The 20,187-nt window shown below is 68.0% G+C and carries 21 protein-coding genes and 1 pseudogene; 12 read left to right on the top strand and 10 right to left on the bottom strand.

What is annotated here, in order from left to right:
- Positions 1–19 precede the first annotated feature (19 nt).
- From ODJ79_RS42355 to ODJ79_RS42340, 5 genes and pseudogenes are all read right to left on the bottom strand, one after another.
- Positions 20–1,462, bottom strand: a complete 1,443-nt coding sequence (locus tag ODJ79_RS42355; RefSeq protein ID WP_263029376.1) for a flippase — start codon at positions 1,460–1,462, stop codon at positions 20–22.
- Positions 1,463–1,505: 43 nt separating this feature from the next.
- On the bottom strand, positions 1,506–2,531 hold the full coding sequence (gene gmd, locus ODJ79_RS42350) for a GDP-mannose 4,6-dehydratase (protein WP_263029375.1): 1,026 nt from the start codon (positions 2,529–2,531) through the stop codon (positions 1,506–1,508).
- A 489-nt stretch (positions 2,532–3,020) separates the two neighbouring features.
- Complete coding sequence (locus ODJ79_RS42345; RefSeq protein ID WP_263029374.1) at positions 3,021–3,368, bottom strand: hypothetical protein; 348 nt, start codon at positions 3,366–3,368, stop codon at positions 3,021–3,023.
- Between the two features lie 62 nt (positions 3,369–3,430).
- A pseudogene (locus ODJ79_RS47365) lies at positions 3,431–3,490 on the bottom strand (VOC family protein); the annotation flags it as partial.
- A 115-nt stretch (positions 3,491–3,605) separates the two neighbouring features.
- Entirely contained in the window at positions 3,606–4,604 is a 999-nt protein-coding gene (locus tag ODJ79_RS42340) for an LCP family protein (protein ID WP_263029386.1), read from the bottom strand.
- A 639-nt stretch (positions 4,605–5,243) separates the two neighbouring features.
- Here ODJ79_RS42340 and ODJ79_RS42335 point away from each other — a divergent pair.
- The 7 genes from ODJ79_RS42335 to ODJ79_RS42300 all read left to right on the top strand — a co-directional run bounded on the left by ODJ79_RS42335 (position 5,244) and on the right by ODJ79_RS42300 (position 11,403).
- Entirely contained in the window at positions 5,244–6,554 is a 1,311-nt protein-coding gene (locus tag ODJ79_RS42335; RefSeq protein WP_411267432.1) for a sugar transferase, read from the top strand.
- Between the two features lie 213 nt (positions 6,555–6,767).
- Positions 6,768–6,917: a hypothetical protein gene (locus ODJ79_RS42330; protein WP_263029372.1), complete on the top strand. Its 150-nt coding sequence runs from the start codon at positions 6,768–6,770 to the stop codon at positions 6,915–6,917.
- 193 nt (positions 6,918–7,110) lie between these two features.
- Entirely contained in the window at positions 7,111–7,929 is an 819-nt protein-coding gene (locus tag ODJ79_RS42325; RefSeq protein WP_263029371.1) for an endonuclease/exonuclease/phosphatase family protein, read from the top strand.
- Positions 7,930–8,610: 681 nt separating this feature from the next.
- The gene (locus ODJ79_RS42320) at positions 8,611–8,757 is read left to right on the top strand and encodes a hypothetical protein (protein WP_263029370.1); all 147 of its coding nucleotides are present in this window, start codon (positions 8,611–8,613) and stop codon (positions 8,755–8,757) included.
- A gap of 593 nt (positions 8,758–9,350) precedes the next feature.
- Positions 9,351–9,944 (top strand): GNAT family N-acetyltransferase, encoded by a 594-nt coding sequence (locus ODJ79_RS42310; protein WP_411267431.1) that lies wholly within the window; start codon positions 9,351–9,353, stop codon positions 9,942–9,944.
- Positions 9,945–10,219: 275 nt separating this feature from the next.
- Positions 10,220–11,053 carry an ISAs1 family transposase gene (locus ODJ79_RS42305; protein WP_263029368.1) on the top strand — a complete coding sequence of 278 codons (834 nt, stop codon included), beginning with the start codon at positions 10,220–10,222 and terminating at the stop codon, positions 11,051–11,053.
- Positions 11,050–11,403, top strand: a complete 354-nt coding sequence (locus ODJ79_RS42300; RefSeq protein ID WP_263029367.1) for a transposase — start codon at positions 11,050–11,052, stop codon at positions 11,401–11,403. Before ODJ79_RS42305 ends, ODJ79_RS42300 begins: the two co-directional genes overlap by 4 nt.
- Positions 11,404–12,439: 1,036 nt before the next feature.
- On the opposite strand, the gene ODJ79_RS42295 is transcribed toward ODJ79_RS42300, so the two are convergent.
- Complete coding sequence (locus tag ODJ79_RS42295) at positions 12,440–12,784, bottom strand: STAS domain-containing protein (protein WP_263029366.1); 345 nt, start codon at positions 12,782–12,784, stop codon at positions 12,440–12,442.
- Between the two features lie 296 nt (positions 12,785–13,080).
- On the opposite strand from ODJ79_RS42295, the gene ODJ79_RS47360 reads away from it, so the two are divergent.
- The 4 genes from ODJ79_RS47360 to ODJ79_RS42280 all read left to right on the top strand — a co-directional run bounded on the left by ODJ79_RS47360 (position 13,081) and on the right by ODJ79_RS42280 (position 14,768).
- Positions 13,081–13,431 (top strand): HAD hydrolase-like protein, encoded by a 351-nt coding sequence (locus ODJ79_RS47360; RefSeq protein WP_411267430.1) that lies wholly within the window; start codon positions 13,081–13,083, stop codon positions 13,429–13,431.
- A gap of 107 nt (positions 13,432–13,538) precedes the next feature.
- The gene (locus tag ODJ79_RS42290; RefSeq protein WP_263029365.1) at positions 13,539–13,721 is read left to right on the top strand and encodes a hypothetical protein; all 183 of its coding nucleotides are present in this window, start codon (positions 13,539–13,541) and stop codon (positions 13,719–13,721) included.
- Between the two features lie 4 nt (positions 13,722–13,725).
- Positions 13,726–13,983, top strand: coding sequence for a hypothetical protein (locus ODJ79_RS42285; protein WP_263029364.1), 258 nt, complete (start codon positions 13,726–13,728; stop codon positions 13,981–13,983).
- Positions 13,984–14,252: 269 nt separating this feature from the next.
- Positions 14,253–14,768: an OsmC family protein gene (locus ODJ79_RS42280; RefSeq protein WP_263029363.1), complete on the top strand. Its 516-nt coding sequence runs from the start codon at positions 14,253–14,255 to the stop codon at positions 14,766–14,768.
- A 54-nt stretch (positions 14,769–14,822) separates the two neighbouring features.
- On the opposite strand, the gene ODJ79_RS42275 is transcribed toward ODJ79_RS42280, so the two are convergent.
- The 3 genes from ODJ79_RS42275 to ODJ79_RS42270 all read right to left on the bottom strand — a co-directional run bounded on the left by ODJ79_RS42275 (position 14,823) and on the right by ODJ79_RS42270 (position 17,009).
- A complete protein-coding gene (locus ODJ79_RS42275) occupies positions 14,823–15,323 on the bottom strand; it encodes a hypothetical protein (protein ID WP_263029362.1) in 501 nt (166 codons plus the stop codon).
- A gap of 188 nt (positions 15,324–15,511) precedes the next feature.
- Positions 15,512–15,700, bottom strand: a complete 189-nt coding sequence (locus tag ODJ79_RS47355) for a hypothetical protein (RefSeq protein WP_411267429.1) — start codon at positions 15,698–15,700, stop codon at positions 15,512–15,514.
- A 502-nt stretch (positions 15,701–16,202) separates the two neighbouring features.
- Positions 16,203–17,009 carry an SDR family NAD(P)-dependent oxidoreductase gene (locus tag ODJ79_RS42270; protein WP_263029361.1) on the bottom strand — a complete coding sequence of 269 codons (807 nt, stop codon included), beginning with the start codon at positions 17,007–17,009 and terminating at the stop codon, positions 16,203–16,205.
- A 657-nt stretch (positions 17,010–17,666) separates the two neighbouring features.
- Here ODJ79_RS42270 and ODJ79_RS42265 point away from each other — a divergent pair.
- Entirely contained in the window at positions 17,667–18,947 is a 1,281-nt protein-coding gene (locus tag ODJ79_RS42265) for a multidrug effflux MFS transporter (RefSeq protein WP_263029360.1), read from the top strand.
- A gap of 768 nt (positions 18,948–19,715) precedes the next feature.
- On the opposite strand, the gene ODJ79_RS42260 is transcribed toward ODJ79_RS42265, so the two are convergent.
- The gene (locus ODJ79_RS42260; RefSeq protein WP_263029359.1) at positions 19,716–20,090 is read right to left on the bottom strand and encodes a hypothetical protein; all 375 of its coding nucleotides are present in this window, start codon (positions 20,088–20,090) and stop codon (positions 19,716–19,718) included.
- Between the last annotated feature and the right edge of the window lie 97 nt (positions 20,091–20,187).

The following is a 20,187-nucleotide window of genomic DNA, read 5'->3' as shown; positions in this document are numbered from 1 at the left end:
TTGGCCGGAGCCGTGGCGATCATCGCGCCACAGCTCCGGTCCGACGCTGAGGCAGCGCAGCCCGCAGCATTTCCCGATCTCGCTCGGTGAATCCGCGCAAGGCATACAGGGCGACCACATATACAAGCGTGTAGACAGGCACGAGCCAAACGCTCCGATAGAGCAGCATGCCGGCCGCCATGACCAGGCTGGCCACTATCGGACGCCACAGAACGCGCCAGTAAGGGAGCGCGAAGATGTGGCGGTTGATCAATGTCGCACCGATCACCAGGACGGCCAACTGCGTGGCAACGCTGGTGATCGCCGCTCCGACCAAGCCGAACATCGGAATGAGGAGCAGATTGACGGCAACGTTGAAAATCACGCTGAACAACGCGATGTACGTGTTGAGCTGCGGCCGGCTGCTGGCGTGAAAGACATTGGCGGTGATGTGCGCGATGAACGCGGGAATGAGGGTGAAGCTCATCACCTGCAGGACAACGATGCTGTCCGGGTATTTGCTGCCGTAGAACATGGTGATGATCGGCCCGGCCAGCAACGACAGCCCGACCGCGAGCGGGAAGCACAGATAGCTGAAATACCTGACCGCCGTCATGGTCAGGGTCTGTACCGCCGCCGTGTCGGTGTGGAGACGGGCCGAGGTTGCCGGCAGCAGCACACCGGCGAAGATGGCCGGCACGATCAGGAAGAGCTCGAAGATCCGGTAGCCGGCATTGTATTGCCCGACCGCGTCGGTCGTTTCGAACAGTCCCAGGATAACGGTGTCCACCCGATAGCTGATGGCCACGAGAACCGTCAGCGTCACGAACGGCAGAGACAGCTTGAAGAGATCGATGATCTCCTGATTGTTGTCGGGCCGCCGGAAACGGAAGAGCTTCCGCCGACTGTTGATCCAATACATGTACAACGCATTGACAACAGTCAGAGCCGACGTCATCGCGACCATGGCCACGATGCCGTAGCCCATCGCCAGCAGCAGCGCCCCCAGCGAGGTGGTCAGAACGGCGATGCCGATCCGGCCGTAGGCGTCGTACTGCATGATCTCGTGTCCGCGGAAGATCGAGGACATGCTGGTGGTGTACGCGGTCGTGATCAGCGTCAGGGCGCTAAGGATGTACATCCAGGTGAGGTCGGCCGGCACCGGCGTCACGATCACGAACGCGATGATGGCCAGGGCCGTCACGATGCCCACCGCGACCTTGATGACCAGCATCCCGGAGCCGATGCGATTGATCTCCTGCGGATTGGCCGCGATCAATTTGACGCCGAGCAGGCTGAAGCCGAAGTCCGTGAAGTTCGCGGCGATCGCCAGGACCGACAGGACGAGAGCCTGTTTACCGTATTCCGTGGCCCCGAGTGTCCGAGCCACCAGAACCAACTGAATGAGCAACGTCGCCCGGGCAACGACCTCGGCCACGTACAACGCAGTCGCGTTCTTCAGGATTCTCCGGGTTTGGCTCATGCGGTCACGCGGTTGAGGGGGGCGTCAACGGCGGACATCGACCTCACCGAACTAGGCTCGTCGACGGCAGGAACTGCCGCGGGACGCGGGCGCCCTCGATCTGCAGGTCGTTCTCGACCATCATCTGCACGAGCTCGGGGAACGAGACCTCGGGCTCCCAGCCCAGAACCTTCTTCGCCTTGGTTGCGTCGCCATGCAGCAGGTCGACCTCGGCCGGGCGCATGAAGCGGGGGTCCTGCTTGACGTAGGGCTTCCAGTCCTCGATGCCGACCGCCGCGAAGGCTAGATCGAGGAACTCCTGGATCGAGTGGGTCTCGCCGGTAGCCAGGACGTAGTCGCCCGGCTCGTCCTGCTGCAGCATCGCCCACATGCCCCGGACGTAGTCGCCGGCGAAGCCCCAGTCCCGCTTCGAGTCGAGGTTGCCGAGCGAGATGGAGTCCTGCAGCCCCAGCTTGATCCGGGCCACTGCGCTGGTGATCTTCCGGGTCACGAACTCGTGGCCACGCCGCGGGGACTCGTGGTTGAACAGGATGCCGCACGAGGCGTGCAGGTTGTACGACTCGCGGTAGTTGACCGTCATGTGGTGCGCGTAGGCCTTGGCCACGCCGTACGGGCTGCGCGGGTGGAACGGGGTCAGCTCGGTCTGCGGGGTCTCCCGGACCTTACCGAACAGCTCGCTGGTCGACGCCTGGTAATAGCGGATCCGGCCCTTGCCCTCGTCGACGATACGGATCGCGTCGAGCAGGCGCAGCGCGCCGAGACCGGTGATGTTTCCGGTGTGTTCCGGCTGCTTGAACGAGAACGCCACGAACGAAATGGCAGCGAGGTTGTAGACCTCGTCCGGCTGGCAGTAGTTGACCGCCTCGACCAATGACGTCATGTCGCCCAGGTCGCCTTCGAGCAGCTCAACGGCCGGCAGCAAATGCTCGACCATTTCCCGCTTGGGGTTGTTCTGCCCGCGGATCAATCCGAATACCTGATATCCCTTGCCGATCAGGAGCTCCGCTAGGTAGAGCCCGTCCTGGCCCGTGACGCCGGTAATCAGGGCCCGCTTCTGTGCTGCTGCCATCCCCGTTGCTTCTCCGTCCGATCGGTCAATTCCTGTAACCCGAGCCCGCCAATCGCACGCAAGGCGCGGTCATGCTACGCGAAGACTCTTCACCCTTCCACCCCCCGTACCCGCGGGCAGTCGTGCCGGTTTGCGCAAGTGTTCGGACTGTGACGGAACGCGTCCGGAGCTGCCCCGGTCATGCCGATCGTCGGTTTTGCGCATTTGGCTGATTCAGATGACGGCTTTCCGAAATGAGGAATCCGACGCCTGCGGCCCGCCGGCGAATTGTCCGAATCTGTGCCGCCGGAGGCTCGCGACCTCGGGCGGAGACCGGCCGTCCGCCCGCCCGCCGCGGCGACCCGATACACCGTGGAGTGACAGTCCTCACAAACCCGGCCGGCCAGAAAAGGAGTCGGCTGGGTTGATCAACCCGGCCGGCTCGGCAGACTTCTCAGCCGGGAAGCTGAGTGCCCGCCTGCTCGGCGGTGAGGTACTCGGCGGCCCACGTCAGCCGGTCCGCGTCGATCTTGCGTGGGCTGCGGCGGCCCGGTGCAGGGCGACCGACAGGTCCTCGGCCGAGGTGAAGGAGAACTGGCCGGGGTCGACGCGGCCGGGCAGGGCGGGTGGTGACCTCCGGGAGGAGCCAAACGTTGCCGTCCGGGTCGGCGAACGTCGCCCGGGAGCGGTAGGTGCCGCGGTCGGGGCGAGGTCGGGCTGCGGGCCGTCCGGGGTCATCTGGTAGAGCTCGCCGACCGCCACGCCGGCCGCCAGCAGCTCGTTGCGGATGGCCTCGATGTCGTCGGTGACGACCCGGTAGTTCTTGGCCGAGCCCGGCGTCGCGCCCGGCCGGGCCACGCCCTCGGAGTCAGCTGGACCACGTCGGGCGGCGTGCGGTCGAGACGCCAGCCGAGCCGGCCGTAGAACTCGGTGGCGCGGTCGACGTCCGTCACCGGGATGACCACTACGTCGAGCTTCATGTCAGTCATGCCTGCGACTCTCGCGCCATCCCCACCGGGGTCGCACTCGTGACCGACCCTGGACACTCCACCGGCCGGGACCCTGGGGGTACCGGCCGGTGTTCCGAACTCAGCCCTACTTCGCCTCGGCGCCAAGCTTCTGGATCATGGCGGTGTCGTCCTTGCGGACCGCGTCGAACAGGGCCTTGGCCTTGGTCGTGTCGGGCAGGACCACGCTCTGGTTGCCGATCCTGCCGGTGCCCTTGGTGGGGCTCGTGTAGAAGTTCAGGTTGCCGCTGCGCAGGTGGCGCAGCTGCATGGCCATGTCGATGAGGTTGAGGCCCTTGTCGACGCTGACCGTGTTGGTGGTGGCGTTGAGGAAGGCGTTGAGCTTGGCGGGGCTGGACAGCATGCCGCCGGAAGCGGCCTTGTCGAGGATCGCCTTGATCACCTGCTGCTGGTGGCGGATGCGGGCGAAGTCGCCGTCCTTGAACGAGTACCGCTCGCGGGCGTAGTCGAGCGCGGCGGCGCCGTCCATCAGCTGCGGGCCCTTGTCGAAGTGGCGCACACCCCCGGGGCCGCTCAGCGCGTGGGTCGAGGTGAATGACGTCTCGACATCGATGTTGACGCCGCCGAGCGCGTCCACGACCTCTTTGAAGCCGGCGAAGTCGATCAGGGCGACGTGGTCGATGCGGACGCCCGTATACCCCTCGACCGTCTGCACCACCAGCGGAACGCCACCCCAGGCATACGATGCGTTGATCTTCGAGTCGGTGTTGCCGTGCTGGCCGTTGGCCGACCGGGGGATGTGCACCCAGGTGTCGCGCGGGATGGAGATGAGCTGGGCGGCCGACTGGTCCTTGTTCAGATGCAGGACGATGAGCGTGTCGCTGCGCGAGCCGCCGGTGTTGTTCGGGTCGCGGGTGTCGCTGCCCAGCAGCAGGAAGTTGACCGCGCCCTTGGCGGTCGCATCCTTCTGCGGGCGGCTGGCCTCGGGGACCTGGGCGAAAGCGTCGACCCGGCTGACGTTGCCCTCGACGTTGTGCACGTAGATCCCGGCGGCGACAAGGCCGATGCCGATCAGGATCAGCGGCACGAGCACGAAGCCCAAGATAATCTTGGCCCGGCGGGTCATCCGCTTCCTCGGCCTCTTCGGCGCGGCGTGCGTGGCCGGCGTGTCGTTGGGGTCGCGATCCCTAACCAGGCCGATGATTTCGGTGGCGTCGCGGTCTTGCATCGGCTGTCTGGTCGGCATGGATGAGATCGTACTGAGCCTTGCAACCCCCCATGGCCTCATGCCCTGGCTACGGGGGCTGCGCCCGCCGGCTGTGATGAATTTCATTTCTTCGATGCCGGTGATCCGACGCCGGGGTGCTAGGCAATTGTCCGGTTTCAAATTCCGGCCAAACCTTCGGTCGGCATCAAAAGGAATGAATCCGGCACCCGGGAGCCGGTGGTTTGGGTCGGCAACAGGCCTTAGCATTCCGGCTCGATCGGGGTAGCGTGAGCCGCCTTCATGGCACGGGGGATGCACGAAATGGTACAGACGACTCCTTCACCCCGGCAGGCTGCCGGAGCCGGGCCGGCACGGGCCGGCGCCTTCGACTGGTGGGCGGCGAGCGGCGAGACGCCGCTGGTCGCCATACCGACGCCCCGGCGCAGCCCGGAGGAGCCGCCGACCGAGCGCCTGGTGGAGGGCGGCGCGCGGTCCACGGTCGTGCTGCCCTATATCCCGTCGGCGAGCGCCGCTCGCACCCGGCCGCTGCGCGCCTGGATGCTGGTCCTGCCGATCGACTTGGCGGCGCTGCTCGCCCCGATCGCCGCGGACCAGAAATTCTGGAAGGCCTCCGTGGCTATGGCTTTCGTCACGGTGGGCGCCTTCGCCGTGGGCGGACTGTACCGCGCCCGCCGGCACGTGAGTGTGCTGGACGAACTGCCGCAGCTGTACTTCCGGTTCCTGGCCGCCACGGCCGCGGTCGCCATCGTGGTCGCCACGCGGCATAACTCGATCGACTACGTCGGCGGCTTCCTGCGGCTGGCCGCCGTGTCCGCCGTCCTGCTGCTGCCCGCCCGGGTGATCAGCCGGATGACCGTGCTGACTGCGCGGCGCCGCCGGTGGGTCGAGCACGGGGCGATCATCTTGGGCGGCGGCCCGGTCGCGATCGAGCTGGCCCGGTTGCTGCGCCGCTATCCCCAGTACGGCCTGCGGTTCGCCGGCTTCGTCGACGTGCCGACCACGGCACACGTCAAGCGGGAGAGCACCCCGCTGGTCGGCCACCTCGAGGACCTCGAGGAACTGGTCCGCTACACCGAGTGTGACGTGGTCATCATCGCGGACATCGACTGCGCGGAAAGCCAGCTGCTACGCGCGGTCCGGGCATCCGGCCTCGCCGACACCGACCTTTGGATGGTGCCGAGGCTGCGCGAGTTCCCCGGCTCGGTCGGCTCACCCGACCACATCGGCGCCATTCCGGTCGTACCGCTGCGCCGGCCCACGCTGTCCGGTCCGAAGTGGATGGTCAAGCGCACCTCCGACGTCATCTTCGCGTCGATCGCGCTGCTGCTGCTGAGCCCCATCCTGTCTTTCTGCGCGGTGGGCACCTACCTCGAGGGCGGCAAGGACATCATCTTCCGCCAGCAGCGGATCGGACGGTACGGCAAGCCGTTCAGCCTGATGAAGTTCCGCTCGATGCGCCCGGTGGACGAGACCGAGTCGCAGACCAACTGGAACATCGGCCACGACCCGCGGGTCGGCCCCTTCGGCCGGTTCATGCGGCGCACCTCACTCGACGAGCTGCCGCAGTTGTGGAACATCCTGCGCGGTGACATGACCGTGGTCGGGCCGCGGCCCGAGCGGCCATACTTCGTCGACCGGTTCTCCGTCGACTACCCCGAGTACGCGATGCGGCACCGGGTGCCGGTCGGCCTCACCGGGCTGGCCCAGGTGAGTGGCCTTCGCGGGGACACGCCGATCTCCGACCGTGCCCGGTTCGACAACTACTACATCGAGAACTGGTCGCTCTGGCTCGATGCGAAGGTGATCCTGCGCACGGTGGCCGAGGTCTTCCGCGGCGGCGGGCGCTGACCTCCGCAATATCCCGATCGGATGGGGCTGTACGTCGGGTACGCGGATGGCCCCCGGCGGCGGCCGGGCAGGGGAGCTGATGGCCGAACCGGTGATCATCGACTGCGATCCCGGGGCACGACGACGCGCCGGCGTTGCTGCCGGCGGCCGGTGACCCTCGGCTGCGGCTCTCGGCGTCACCACCGTCGCCGGCTGCTCAACACGTCGGCCCAGATGGGTAACGCCCTGGGCATCGCCGTGCCGCTCGGCGTCTCCGCCCTTCCCCTCTCCGGACCCGCGCTCGGCTACCTGTTCGTCGCGGTGGTCGGGCTGCTCTGGGCGATCACGGTCGGGCGGCCGGCCGGGACGCGCCGCGCGGAGTGAGACAACGGCTGTCTGGCTATTCCCGTCCTACTGGTCGGACGTCGGCTTCGGCCGCCCGCGCAGGCGTCGCTAGGTCGCTGACATCGAAGTCAATGTGCAGGTGGCGCGCCTACGCTCGGCGCGCGGTCGAGGCGGCCCGGAGGTACGTTGATCGCAGCCGAGCGTCAACCGCGACGTCGACGGAGGTCCGCTGATGGTCGACAGCATGGTCCGCGCGATGACATGGAACCTCTGGTGGCGGTTCGGGCCGCACTGGCACGACCGGCAGCCGGGCATCCGTGCGACGCTGGAACGGTGTCGTCCCGATGTCGTGGCACTTCAGGAGGTCTGGGCCGGCGACGGGACGACCCAGGCGCACGAGCTGGCGGCGCGGCTGCGAATGCACGCGGTGTTCGGTTCGCCGTCCTACCCTCCGGCCCCGACGGACCCGGGCATGGCCGACTGGTCCGAGTTCGACCTCGGGATCGCGGTGCTGAGCCGGTGGCCGATCCTCGACCACGAGGCGGTGGCGATGCCGGCCCGGCACCGCACTTGGGACCCGGTGACACTGACCGTCCGTGTCGATCACCCGGCCGGGCCGCTGCCCATCGTCGCGGCCTGCCTGGACTACGGCGTTCCGTACACCGACGATCGCATCGCCCAGGGAACCTTCGTTGCCGATCTGGCTACCGACCCGCGCTTCGACGGACCCTGTCCGGTCTTGCTGATGGGCGATCTGAACGCGGCGGTCGACTCTCCGGTGCTGCGGCGGGCGGGGGATGTGCTGACCGATGCCTGGAGCGCCGGCCAGGGATCGGCTGACGCGGTCACCTTGCCCTCGACTCATCCGTCCGCACCGCTGGAGGCCGGACCACAGATGGTCGACCAGCGCATCGACCACATCTTTTTTCGTCCTGGCCGCGAGGACCAGCAGGTGCTGGTCGAGGGCGTGCGGCTGGCCGGCGAACCGATCGCCGGCATCCACCCCTCAGACCACCGGGCCGTGGTCGCCGACCTGCGCTGGCGAGGCTGAAACGGTCTGCATCTGCTGACCCGACCGGGCGACGAACTGCTCGACGCCACCGGGGTTCAGATAGACCGGTCCAGGTGCCGCCGACGGCCGGCTCGACGCTCGGGAACACGTCGTCGAGCCCACACGACGACGAGACCGCCGGGCGCCACGACGCAGGGTGGGACCGGCTGAACGCAGAACTGACACCGTCGGCCGGCGACGCTGACATTTCGTTACCTGAGGTTGCCGACCGGCAGCCGATCCAGACGGTGGGTGACCCTCGGAGCGGAACCCGGGCCGGCGGGCTCGGCCAAGTGGTCCAGCGTCGGTTAACAACACCGCAAAACTCACCGGGCATGATGGGTTACCTGCCGTGTTCGGTGCTCGGCGGTCGGGGATGACCGGCCGCACAACGGGCTGCTTCCCGTGGGGATGGGGAACATGCCTGGTGGATACCTGTGGGGACAGGGATACATGCCGCGCACCGGCGATCCTGCATGCAGAGAACGCAGCAGCACCGCCGGTTCCCGCCCAACCAGGGCGCGGAACCGGCGCACCGGCCTCAACGGACCGGCCTCAGGACGCTCGCCTGGAGGTTCCCCGGCCGGTTCCGGCCCAGTGGATCCCGTGGCGCCAGCAGCGTTGATCGCGGCCTGAGCCTGCGGGGTCCTCGGTGACCCACTCGAGCAGGCCGGCCTGATCGTGGCCAGACCGCTGGCCGGCGACGACACCACGATCACCATGACGGCGCTGCACCGGCGGCAGACCCGCGTGCTGCCCGCGGTCCTCCAGGTCCTCGAGCACCTGCGCCAACTGGCCCGCGAGCCGCTACCGGCCCGTACGGCCTGAGCCGGTCCATCCCGGACAGGACCACATCGATTAACAAATCGATGTCAGGAAATACGGTGAGGCGAGCGCGTTTTTTCGGGCAGCCCAAATCGCATCGGGTGATGAACACGTCCGGCGTCCGAAATGTGGACCGAGGGCAGCTTCAAATCGCGCCGAAGCTCTCGGCCGAGAGCGGCGCTGCTCGTGCGACGAGGCGCCCGGAGGAGGTGACCTACGTCCGGAATCGATCCTTTGCCATGTATCCCCCACCCAGGTATTCGAGCGCCGGTACCTGCCAGGGTCATTGCGTTCTCGGGTTGCTGCTGGTGACGGCGGTGAGGTCGTGGGGCGGCGGTCGGCGCGTCGGGTGGCGCGGGCGATGTTGGTTTCCGTTGGCGTGGTGGTAGCCGATCGAGGTGTTACGCAGGGTGGCCATGACGGCGGGTCCGTTGCCGGTCCGGGCTTGATGCGTGTCCTCACGGAAGGTGACGTCCCTGACATGGTGCAGGGCTTCGATTAGCTATTCGCCTGACTGGAGGTGACATCGCAGCGACCCGGCGAAAGCAGGTGATCGGTCGCCGTGGTTGCGCGAGAATGCGTCCGTGTCGCAAGCAATGCTGCAAACCAGCCGTATCCGGCTCGTCCCGCTGTCCGACGAGCACCTGAAACACGAGATCGAACTCGACTCTGATCCCGAGGTCATGCGGTACCTGGGGAACGGATGCGCTCGTACCCGCGAGGAGGTCGAGGTCCTGCACCGCGGGCGGCTGGCGACCGGGAGCCGGGTTCCGGGACTGGGTTTCTGGGCCGGTTTCGTCGGCGGGGAGTTCGTCGGCTGGTGGATCCTGCAGCCCCCCGAGCGCGCCGATCAAGGCCCAGTTGAGGGCCAGGCCGAACTGGGCTACCGGCTCCTGCGGCGCCACTGGCGCAAGGGCCTGGCCAGCGAGGCAGCGCGCGAGTTGATCCGGTACGGGTTCGAAGACCTCGGACTGACGCGAATCTTCGCCGAGACAATGGCAGTCAACGCCGCCTCCCGCGCGACGATGAAAGCGGTCGGCATGCACCACGTACGGACATTCCACATGCAGTGGGAAGAACCGCTTGCCGGTAGTGAACTCGGTGAAGTCGAGTACGCGATCACACGGCGGCAATGGCTTGCCCACCGAGCGACCGAAGCCCCGGGCACCGACATAAGGCAACGCAACTGAGTCGATGTGACCGCCGCGTCGACCGGGGCGCTGACCCAGGGCTATTGCGCGTCCGGTGAATGACTGCATGGGCTGGGGTTGTGCGAGCTGAGTGGCCTTTGTGGAGGCGGTTGGGGCGGGTGAGGTCGCTTAGGTGATCATGGGAGTTCTCACGCTTCCAGGACACTTCGAGGACCTCACCCGCGATGTCAGCATGCCCGATCCAGGTATTGTCCGCAGTCACTACCCGCGCCGACACGCCCGTTCGCCCGGTGACCGACGGTGAACGAGCGAGCTTGTTGGCGGCGGTGATGGCGGTGCCGGACCCGCGCAGCCCGCGGGGGCTGCGTTATCCGCTCGCGGGGCTGCTGGTTGTCGCGGTGTGCGCTGTGGTGGCTGGCGCGTCGAGTATGGCGGCGATCGCCGACTGGCTGCACGACCTGGACGACATCGCCTGTGCCCGGCTCGGCTTCATGCGTGGGGTGCCGGCCGCGACCACGGTGTGGCGGCTGCTGATCCGGCTGGACGCCGATCTGCTTGCCACGGTCCTGGCCGGCTGGTTACGCAGCCGCGCCGTGCCGGCCGGGCCCCGCCGGCCGCGGTATCGGCAGGTCATCGCGGTCGACGGCAAGACCGTGCGGGGTGCCCGCCGGCCTGATGGCAGCCAGGTCCATCTGCTGTCCGCGTTGGACACCAGCACCGGGATCGTCCTGGCCCAGGTCACGGTGGACGCGAAATCCAATGAGATCCCCGCGTTCACGCCGCTGCTGGACGCTGTCGAACGACTCCTCGGCAGTCTGCACGGGCTGATCTTCGTCGCGGACGCGTTGCACACCCAGGTCGGGCACGCCAGCGAGATCGCGCGCCGTGGTGCTCACCTGCTGATCCCGGCGAAGGGCAACCAGCCGAGGCTGTTCGCCCAGCTCAAAACACTGCCATGGGCGCAGGTCCCGATCGGCCACCAGACCCGTGATGCCGGTCACGGCCGCCGCGAGACCCGCACGGTCAAGGCCATCACCCTGCACACGCCCGGCGGGATCGGCTTCCCGCACGCGCAGCAGGCCGTCCGGATCACCCGGACCGTACCGCCATTGCCAGTGGCAAGACCACCCGCGAGACCGCCTACTTGACCATCTCGCTGTCCGCCACCGACGCCCGGCCCGCGGATCTGCAGGAATGGATCCGCCGCGAGTGGCTGATCGAAAACCAGCTGCATCACGTCCGGGACGTGACGTTCCGTGAAGATTCACATCAAGCGCGGATCGGCAACGGGCCCGCCGTCATGGCAACCCTGCGTAACACCTCGATCGGCTACCACCGGGCCAGCGGCGACACCAACATCGCCCGCGCCACCCGACGCGCCAACCGCCGTCCTCACGATCTGATCACTGCCGTGATCGGCGGCAACCCGAGAACGCAAATGACCCTGCGGTACCTGCATCCCCACCCGGCGCGACCTATCGACACCGACAATACGTAGGAGCAAAATCCTGTCCAGCAACTGAATGAATGATGAACCCACGGCAAACGGCGAAGAATTCGCCGGCAACGGCGACGGTTTGCACCATACCCGGACAAGCGGGTATCGCGAATTGATAGCAGTTCGCTTACCGACATGTTTCAGCTTAAAGAATGCGCAGGTCAGGCGCGACCATCAGGGGCACGAGAATTTCGTGGACCACCGTCCGCATTGGACCCGAATCGACGATAGGGCGAACCCGATCAGGGTCGCGAAGCTGACCGTTCAGCCGAGGCGATCTGCAATGGAGGGCCGCCGCGGCCGTATCCCCGAGCGGCGTGAGCGTGTGACGAACGAAGCGGCGGGAGCGTGCGGCAGAGGTAGCCGACGTAGAGCGCCGCGCGAGGATGTGGGCTCTCGGTGGCGTGTTGGACAACGGCCAGAAGGTAGAGTCTGGTGCCGGTCAGCGTCACCGTCTCGAAAAAATCCGTAGCGATGATTGCGTGGGCCTGCGCGCAGGAACGTCGCGCAGGTGTCGCTCGTGCCCTGGGTGCCGGGTCGATGGCCGCCTGCCTTCCTGGGCCGAGAGATCTTCGCGTGCCGACCGGTCCCGCACAGCACCGTGCGGTCATCGACCGGTCCCGCACAGCACCGTGCGGTCATCGACCGGTCGACGGCCAGGCCCCGAGCGGCGCAGGAGGTCAGCACGGTTCAGCTTGAGCTCCCGCTGCCGGAGGTCCGGGTGCGGGGATCTTCATCGACTACTTCACGGGGCAGGGGCTGGCCATCGAGCCGTGGGAGTTCAACGGCCGCTCCGAATACACCCGCTCATCGCGGTGGGCATCCCGGCCGGCGGGCTTTCCGCGGCGCCGAGGGCAAGAAGACCGAGGCGCAGACCACAGTGTACGGCGGCACCGCGGGCGCGGCCGGGTCCCGAACGGGCAACGGCGCGGCGGCCGGGTTCGACCGGCAGATCTGGCAGCTCGCCTGGCGCCAGGCTGAGGCGCGACTCGATCATCTTCAGATTGAGGTTGCCTGCCGGTCGGCGCGGCGGCCGTCAGGAGGCAGCGACGTCCGACTCCCACGTGACCGCCAGGGTCTTGTGGACGCCGCTGATCCTGAGTACCTGGTAAACGATGCCGACCGCGTTCACCACCCGGAACCCTCGATCGAGCCCGTCGGCGGCAGCGCGCCCCCGCAGCAACGCACGAACGCCCGCGGCGGACAGGAACGTGACCCGTCGCAGATCCACGACGACCACCGACACTCCGTCCTGTTGCACGGCGTTCACGAGCAGCCCGGCGAATACCGCGCCGGTGTCCTCGTCGAGCTCGCCCACGACCATCAATCGGGACACACCGGCTTCGTCGACACGTCTGGCCACGGCGAACGGCGTCCCCATCCGGCCCTCCTGAAGCATTTCATTGCCACGTTGCAACGACATAGGAGTTAGCTGCCACCTGCATGATCAAACGTCGATACTCGGAAGGGTGAGGTTCAGCCCGCAAGCCTCACCGGGACAACCTCGCCCAGACGGCCTTCCGATCGGGGGCGGGCAACGCACCGCCCCGCTTGGGCAAGCCGTTCACCAGCAACAACCCGGCTCGTGTCGGCGGATCGGCCGAGGCCGGCCAGGGCAACACCGGCAGGGCGTCACAGACGTCGCGAACGTGCCATGATCAGACGCCCGCGCCCAGAATGAGCCGGCGCCGCCTTCAACCTGCCGCGCCGCGCGTCGCAGCCGCTCAACCGCGAACTCGGCCGGTTCAGGCTGCGGGCCGCCGAGCTCGTACCTCCGCTCGACCCGGCGCTGGGAGGCTTCGGCGAAAGCGCCGCCGACAGTGCCGCCGTCGCTCGCCTGGCTCTCGAGCCCCTCGCCGCCGCGGGGTAGGCCGAGCGCGCGACTCCTGCTGGATCATCGGCGACACGCCGCGCGACCTGGCGTGTACCCGCGCTCTCGGGCTGCGCTCCGCGCTGGTGGCAACCGGCCGATACAGGTTCGAGTCCTTCGGCGCTCGACCCCGACCTCGTACGCGTGAACCTGGATAAGAACCCCATCTCCGATGGGGCTTGGGGAAATAGCAGGGAGGCGCCCCCGGTTGCCCCGGTCATGGCACGGTCTCTCACGGAGGAGTTGATCGGTATCCGACGCGGCCTTGGCCGGGCCTGCTGACGGCCACTTCGCCGAGGTCGAGTTCGGCTTGGACACGCTCCGACTCACTGCAACGGCCCAGCTCGCCGACCTCGAACAGATCACGCCGTGGCCCGACCGGACGGCGGGGTACGTCGGCTCACCGCACGGTCTCGTCCAACGGCTGCGCGACAACGAACAGGAGTGACATGGTGCGCTTTCTACGCCTGGTCCTGACCGCTCTGACCCAGCCCTGGTCGCCTTGGTCCTACCCGTACGAGAGCGGCGTGATCTCCGCGATGAGCATGTTCGGCGTGGTGGTCGCGGTGCCCGCCGATCGGTTCGACGTGCCGTCGGAAGCCGGTGCGCCACCACGTCCGCTGACCGCCGCCGAACGGCAGGCGTGGCAGATCCTCACCGCCCACCTGCTGGCCGATCATCCGGAACGCTTCGGCCCACCGTCATCCTGAGGTCACGTAGGTGGGTCGCTCACGCCACGCTGACCGCTTCGACCACCGAGTCGACGCCGAAGCCGAGCGTCAAATTCCGTACAACGGAACCGACGACGTCCACCGCCCGGCAGTGCGGCTGCAGGGCGCTCCCCCGTGAAGTCGCGCCGGGTGGCTGGCGCTGTACGAGCCGCCCGCCAGGAACACCGAGCAACCGACGCCGTCGTCATGCCTACATCAACCCTCGAGATACTCTTCCAATCCGATAGGATTAGTTCATAGACTGAAGCATGACCACCACTCAGAACGTCAATCAGGTCGACCTCGCCGCCGTCGGCGCGCTGGTTCGGACCATCCAGAGCCGCCCCGAAGCGGCGCAGACCAAGTGGGCTGCCTCTGTTCGCTGGACCGGCGCGTTCGCGTCCGAGGCGCAGGTACGCCACTTCGAGCCGATCTCGTCGGACGAGCCGGTGACGCTCGGCGGCGCAGACGCCGCACCGAACCCGGTCGAGCAGCTTCTCGGCGCCTTCGGCAACTGCCTCGCCGTCGGCTACGCGGCCAACGCGGCACTCGCCGGCATCGTGATCCGGGACCTGCGCATCGACCTCGACGGCGACCTGGATCTGCACACGTTCCTCGGTCTCGCCGACGGGCACGCGGGCTTCTCGGCCATCCGCGCCACCGTGCACCTGGACGCCGACGCCGACGCGGACGCGGTTGCCGAACTGCACAGCAAGGTGGCCGCCACCTCACCGGTCGGGCACACCCTCAGCGCCACGATCCCCGTCGAAATCAAGGCCGCGTAGCCCATGGCCGCCCTGCGGCGGCCGTCTTCCGCTCGATGAGCTCACCTCACGCGCTCAGCGGCCGGCCCGCCGCGAGGTCGAACAGCTCAGCGACCCATGTTTGCGGGCCGCGTCGGGCGTCATCGCCGCGGCCCGATCCATTCGGCGGCGGCGGGCTGGACACGGCAAGCGAGGGCTCCGTCGTCGGCGAGACGGCGTGACGGTGAACGCCGGGGGGCGATGTTCCGCGAGCGACGTCGCTGCGGTCGCGACGCCGCCGCGCACCAGCGCCACCGTGACCGCGGCGACCGCTGTCCGGCGGCGGTTGCGGCGCTCGCTGCGCCCGGCATCGCATACCGCCAGATGACCGCTCCGATGGCGGCCCGGGTCGGGCTGGTCCGCCACGGCCTGGACAGCACCGAGGCCGCCGACGCCAGGCTGCTGCCCGAACTGTCGCTGGTCAAAGCGGCCATCGGGCGCTCGGCCATCGCCGCCACGCAGACCGTGCTCGGCTACCCCGGCCTCTCCCATTACCCGCTGGAACGGCACCTGCGCGATGCCGCTCTGCCAGGTCATCGGCCACCGACCGTCACCACCTCCACCTACGCCGATCCTGGCCGACACAGGCCGGCCGTCGGCAAGTTCTTCACAGCCATGACAGTGCCGACCAGACCGCGGCAGCGAACTCGTTTTCCCGCCGCCAATCCCCACCGGTCGGGCGAGTACGACCCACTCGGCGTAAGGGGTCAGCTGCTCGGTCGCCCTCACCGGATCGCCGACGATCGGACGCCGACGACGGTAGCGCCGGGCCGCGGCCGCCTTTGCTGCGCCGCGAGCTCACCCAGCGCCGCCAGACCGGAAGCCATCTGGCCCGGCGAGATCCCGATGGCAGCCCAGCCGTCACCGCATTCGGCCGCACGTCGCAGGGCTTTGCGCCCATTGCCCGCGATCACCACCGGCGCATCGGCGACTCCGGCGCCAACGCCACACCGTCAGCCAGGTGGTCGGCTCGCCCCGGACAAGGCCGAGCAGCACCCGCAGGGCCGCATCGGCACGACGACCGAACCGTGCGTTCAGCCGATTCCTGGCGGCGGCGTACCGGTCCATGGTCTGCCCAGCGGTAGTCCAGCCACGGCCGCGTCTTCAAGACGGGTAGCTGCCCTGCGCCTTTGGCGACTGACCATTGATCGGCCCGGGTCCGGACCTGATGGAGGACGAATCCGGGGACGACCGACGGCGCCGCCGGTCAGGGCCCCCGCGACCAGGTACCAGAGCCGAGGGTCGGCCCGCCCCCGGCGCAGGGCGGCCAGGTAGCCGCCGCGGCAAGGCGCCGGCGTCCAGGCCGAAGACGCGGCCGACGCGCGCCATCGGCCGGTCGCCGGTGACGTGGTGGCCGAAGACGACCGGCTTGGCCGGCGTTGTCGGCGGCGCCCGGCGGGTCGCGTTGGCGCAGGTTCAGTAGTGGATGGGGCCGACCAGGCCGCCGCCGACCGTGACGGCGTCGCCGGTGATGGCGACGCTGCGCGGCGAGGCAAGGAACGTCACCACGTCGGCGACCTCCTCGGCGGTCACCTCGCGGCCGATCGCGGTTCGCTCGGCCCGGCGCCGTTCGGCCTCCTCGACGGTGACGCCCCACTGCTCAGCGGCGGCCGCGATCAGCGCGGGAGTGCGCTCGGTGACCGTGGCGCCCGGATGCACGACCGTGACGTTGATGCCGTGCCGACCGAGCTCGTCGGCCAGGTTCTTGGTGAGCGCGACCACGCCGATGTTGCGGGCGGTCGCGACGAAGTCGCCGCTGAGCCGGGCGGCCAGGCCGGAGATGTTGATGATCCGACCCCAGCCCTGGGCGATCAGGTCGGGCGCCACTGCCCGGGCGGTGCGCAGATAGCCCAGCACCTTGACGTTGACCGCGTCGAGGAACTGCTGGTCGGTGGTCCGCGACGGCGTGATCGGGCCGCCCTGGCCGCCGCCGGGCACCGCCGCGTTGTTGACCAGGATGTCGATGCCACCGAGCTGCTCGCGGACCCGCTGCACGCCGGCCCGCACGGACGCGTCGTCGCCGGTGTCGAGCTGCGCGGTGACGATCCGCCCGGGATGGCCGGCCGCCGCCAGCTCGGCGGCGGCCTTGGCCAGTCGTTCCCCGTCGCGCGCGGCGAGCGCCACGTCGGCGCCCTCGGCGAGCAGCGACCGCGCGATGCGCAGTCCGATCCCGCGGCTACCCCCGGTCACCAGGGCCCTCTTGCCGGCGAGTTGCAGATCCATCGACACCCTCCTCAGCTCCACCTAACCCTATCGCCTATAGGTTAAGTAGGTTTATGAGAGTGTCAACGATCTGCGCTTGCTCACCTCTGTCGGCCGCAGCCGGACCTCGCCGACGACCAAGTCTCAGTAGGTCGCGACACCCCTGAATTCGCAGTACGAGCGCCCCGCGCCCGGCGCCAGCAAATCGTCGGTGACATGGCAGCCGCGTTCGACGGGTTCGCGGTTGCTTGCAAATACGTCGACGAACCGCTTGACGCTCCCGGCTTTCTCCCCCACCCGTACCAGCGCACCGCCACCACGATCACCTCCGACGGGAACCGGAACCTCTGGAACGCTGAAGAGGGAGCAGACCAGGAACGGGGAACGGGCTGCGGACCTCACCGATTAACGGTGCCTGATCCTCTGGCCGGTCGGCACGTGCTGGTCATGCCGCGGCGGCGCGGGGCAGGCAAGATCCACCCATCGCGAGCTGGAACGAGCCCGCGATCAGCCCGGCGGTCCGATGACACGGTTGCTCTTGCGGCGCAAGCCGAGCCTCCGGTGACGACGAAGCAAGCGAAATATCAGCTGTTAGGAGGCCATATACCGGTCTTGTGACCGTTATTACCAACCCGGCCCAGGTGGAAGAACCGGTGCGCCAGACAACTTGTCGCTGTTGTGGTTGAGACTCGCACCGTAACCCCGCCCGAAGACGATCTCTCCCCGGGAGAGCTGCTCCCAGCAGGGCGGCGCTTCCGGATTGTTCTCGTGCTCGGTTTCCTCACCGCGCTCGGCCCGCTCACCATTGACATGTACCTGCCCGCGCTACCCACCATCACCGACGACTTCGGCGCCACCGCGGCCGCCGTTCAGCTCACCCTGACCGGCACGCTGCTTGGCTTGGCCCTCGGACAGATCCTGGTCGGCCCGCTGTCCGACGCGGTAGGCCGCCGGGCGCCGCTGCTCGCCGGGGTGGGCGCCCACCTGATCGCCTCGGTCTTGTGCGTGGTCGCACCGAACCTGGTGATCCTCGGCTCGCTGCGGGTGTTGCAGGGCCTCGGCGCAGCTGCGGCCACGGTGGTGGCGATGGCGATCGTCCGGGACCTGTTCAGCGGGTACGCCGCGGCGAAGCTGTTCTCCCGGCTCATGCTCGTGGTCGGCGTCGCGCCGATCCTTGCCCCGACCATCGGCGGGCAAACGTTGCAGTTCACCTCGTGGCGCGGCGTGTTTGTCGTACTCACCGTTGTCGCCGCCGCGATCATGGCGGCCACCGCGGTCGTGCTGCCCGAGACACTGCCCGCCGAACGTCGCCGCAATGGCGGGGTCGCCGGCACCGTCCGCGACTATGGCCGGCTGCTCACCGACCGGATCTACGTAGGGCTGATCCTGGTCGTCGGTCTGGCGATGGCCGCACTGATCGCTTATGTGAGCGGCTCGTCTTATGTTCTGCAAGACGGCTTCGGCCTGAGTAAACAACAGTTCGCGTACGTCTTCGCCGGCGGCGCGATCGGCCTGATCGGCGCCACACAGCTCAACGTGCGACTGCTACGCCGCTGGACACCGCAGCAGATCCTGGCCGGCTCCCTGCTGGCCGGCCTCGGCTTCGGGCTGATTCTGCTGATCCTGGCCGTAACCGAGGTCGGTGGCCTGGCCGGCATCCTGATCCCGCTCTGGCTGGTCCTGGCCATGGTCGGTCTGGCCATGCCCAACGCTCCCGCCCTGGCCCTGTCCCGCCACGGCGAGACGGCAGGCACCGCGGCTGCTCTGCTCGGGGCGGTCCAGTTCGGGGTAGGTGCCCTGGCCGCACCCCTGGTCGGCGTCCTCGGCGTCGGCGCGGTCGCCATGGCCATCGTCGTCTTCGGCGGCATGCTCGCCGCCACCCTCGTCTGCTTCCTCGTAGTCCGGCCGCACCGACTCCCGACGGAGCAGACGGAGGCGGCCCTCGCCGTCGCTCATTAGCGACTTAAGGCGACCCGACGAACTAGAGACCTTTTGTGGTCAGGGTATGGCTGGTGTTGGTGGCGCTTCCGGGGCGTCTACCGCGAGGGCGTTTGAGGGAACCACCGGCAGATCCATTTGCAACTCGGGCGGGGCCGTGCCGTGAGGTGATTGCATTGATTGCCACGGCGGTAACCAATCGTCGATCGACAACGCGGAACCTATCGCTGCACGACGTTGGATGGATTCCGGGGCCGTCTGAGCGATGGCCCAGGCCTGGGTGCGCCTGCCGCGAACCTCCGACGACTGCGGCAACCTGCACCGTCTGCGCCATGGAGAGCCTGGCAAGATCCCGCCGGGATCGTGCTCTCTCATTGTCGGGGTCCGAGCCTTCGGCGATGATCATCCGATTTGCGGCGCGATCGAAGGCGTCCAGGAGTGGGTTCACCAAATGCCCGAAGATCCCCTTGGCTCGTTCTTGGTCGACCAGGGCAAGGGCGCCGACCAGATCAGTCCGCGGGGAGCCGTCCGGGGTTTCGAGCGTGCCACTTTCCCAAAAGCGTTCTAGCTACAGGTTTTCGTCGTTGCTTTCCTGGTTCAGAGGGAAATTGATTCATCGAGGGCGATAACGGAAAGGTGCGCCTGAGCTACAAGGATGCGTGTGTGTTTACGTCATATCGACGGCAGAGCGGGGTGCACGTTTCTGATGAGCAAGGATAGCTTGAATGGTCGTCCCGCATCCGTACCCGGGAAACGGCTGGAGAAGGTCTTGCGACGCCGGGCCGGCCGTCATCCGTTCCTCAGCGAGCCGTCCGCGGCGACCGACACCGACCCCAGGTTGGCCGCTTGGCCGCATTCGGGATCCGAGACGACATGCCGGACCTCGACCTGGGTATCGGCCCGTAGCAGCACGGTGCCGTCCCGGGCGGTGATGGTGATACTCACCTGCCGGGGACCCGGCTGGTCGGCGGCCAGTCGCACGACGGCGGGCCGGGGATGCGCCGGATCGAGAAGTAGACAGGGCGTCCCGGTGGCGCACAGCTTCCCCGCTTGAGGGTGGGCGTCGACGAACGCCCCGGCATCCACGGTGATGCCGTCGGCTATCCGATAGTCCGGGCAGGCGTGTTGGGAGCAGCCCGCGAACAGCAGCGCGCACAGAGCCATCGCCGATCGCTTCATGGCGATCGGACGTCGCTGCCGGCGGACTGGTTCCGGGCGCTTGATGACAGCGCCGTGACAGCGGCGCGTGCGACGGTGACTG

This window comes from Actinoplanes sp. KI2 (assembly GCF_025630775.1).
Taxonomy (GTDB): Bacteria; Actinomycetota; Actinomycetes; order Mycobacteriales; family Micromonosporaceae; genus Actinoplanes.
Note: the sequence above shows the minus strand (reverse complement) of the source record. Positions and strands in the feature narration are given on the sequence as shown.

Excerpts from the sequence above, each read along its gene's own strand:
- ODJ79_RS42355 (WP_263029376.1), bottom strand. The coding sequence starts at position 1,462 with ATGAGCCAAACCCGGAGAATCCTGAAGAACGCGACTGCGTTGTACGTG.
- gmd (WP_263029375.1), bottom strand. The coding sequence starts at position 2,531 with ATGGCAGCAGCACAGAAGCGGGCCCTGATTACCGGCGTCACGGGCCAG.
- ODJ79_RS42340 (WP_263029386.1), bottom strand. The coding sequence starts at position 4,604 with ATGACCCGCCGGGCCAAGATTATCTTGGGCTTCGTGCTCGTGCCGCTG.
- ODJ79_RS42335 (WP_411267432.1), top strand. The coding sequence starts at position 5,244 with ATGCTGGTCCTGCCGATCGACTTGGCGGCGCTGCTCGCCCCGATCGCC.
- ODJ79_RS42330 (WP_263029372.1), top strand. The coding sequence starts at position 6,768 with ATGGGTAACGCCCTGGGCATCGCCGTGCCGCTCGGCGTCTCCGCCCTT.
- ODJ79_RS42325 (WP_263029371.1), top strand. The coding sequence starts at position 7,111 with ATGGTCGACAGCATGGTCCGCGCGATGACATGGAACCTCTGGTGGCGG.
- ODJ79_RS42310 (WP_411267431.1), top strand. The coding sequence starts at position 9,351 with ATGCTGCAAACCAGCCGTATCCGGCTCGTCCCGCTGTCCGACGAGCAC.
- ODJ79_RS42295 (WP_263029366.1), bottom strand. The coding sequence starts at position 12,784 with ATGGGGACGCCGTTCGCCGTGGCCAGACGTGTCGACGAAGCCGGTGTG.
- ODJ79_RS47360 (WP_411267430.1), top strand. The coding sequence starts at position 13,081 with ATGAGCCGGCGCCGCCTTCAACCTGCCGCGCCGCGCGTCGCAGCCGCT.
- ODJ79_RS42280 (WP_263029363.1), top strand. The coding sequence starts at position 14,253 with ATGACCACCACTCAGAACGTCAATCAGGTCGACCTCGCCGCCGTCGGC.
- ODJ79_RS42275 (WP_263029362.1), bottom strand. The coding sequence starts at position 15,323 with ATGACCTGGCAGAGCGGCATCGCGCAGGTGCCGTTCCAGCGGGTAATG.
- ODJ79_RS42270 (WP_263029361.1), bottom strand. The coding sequence starts at position 17,009 with ATGGATCTGCAACTCGCCGGCAAGAGGGCCCTGGTGACCGGGGGTAGC.
- ODJ79_RS42260 (WP_263029359.1), bottom strand. The coding sequence starts at position 20,090 with ATGGCTCTGTGCGCGCTGCTGTTCGCGGGCTGCTCCCAACACGCCTGC.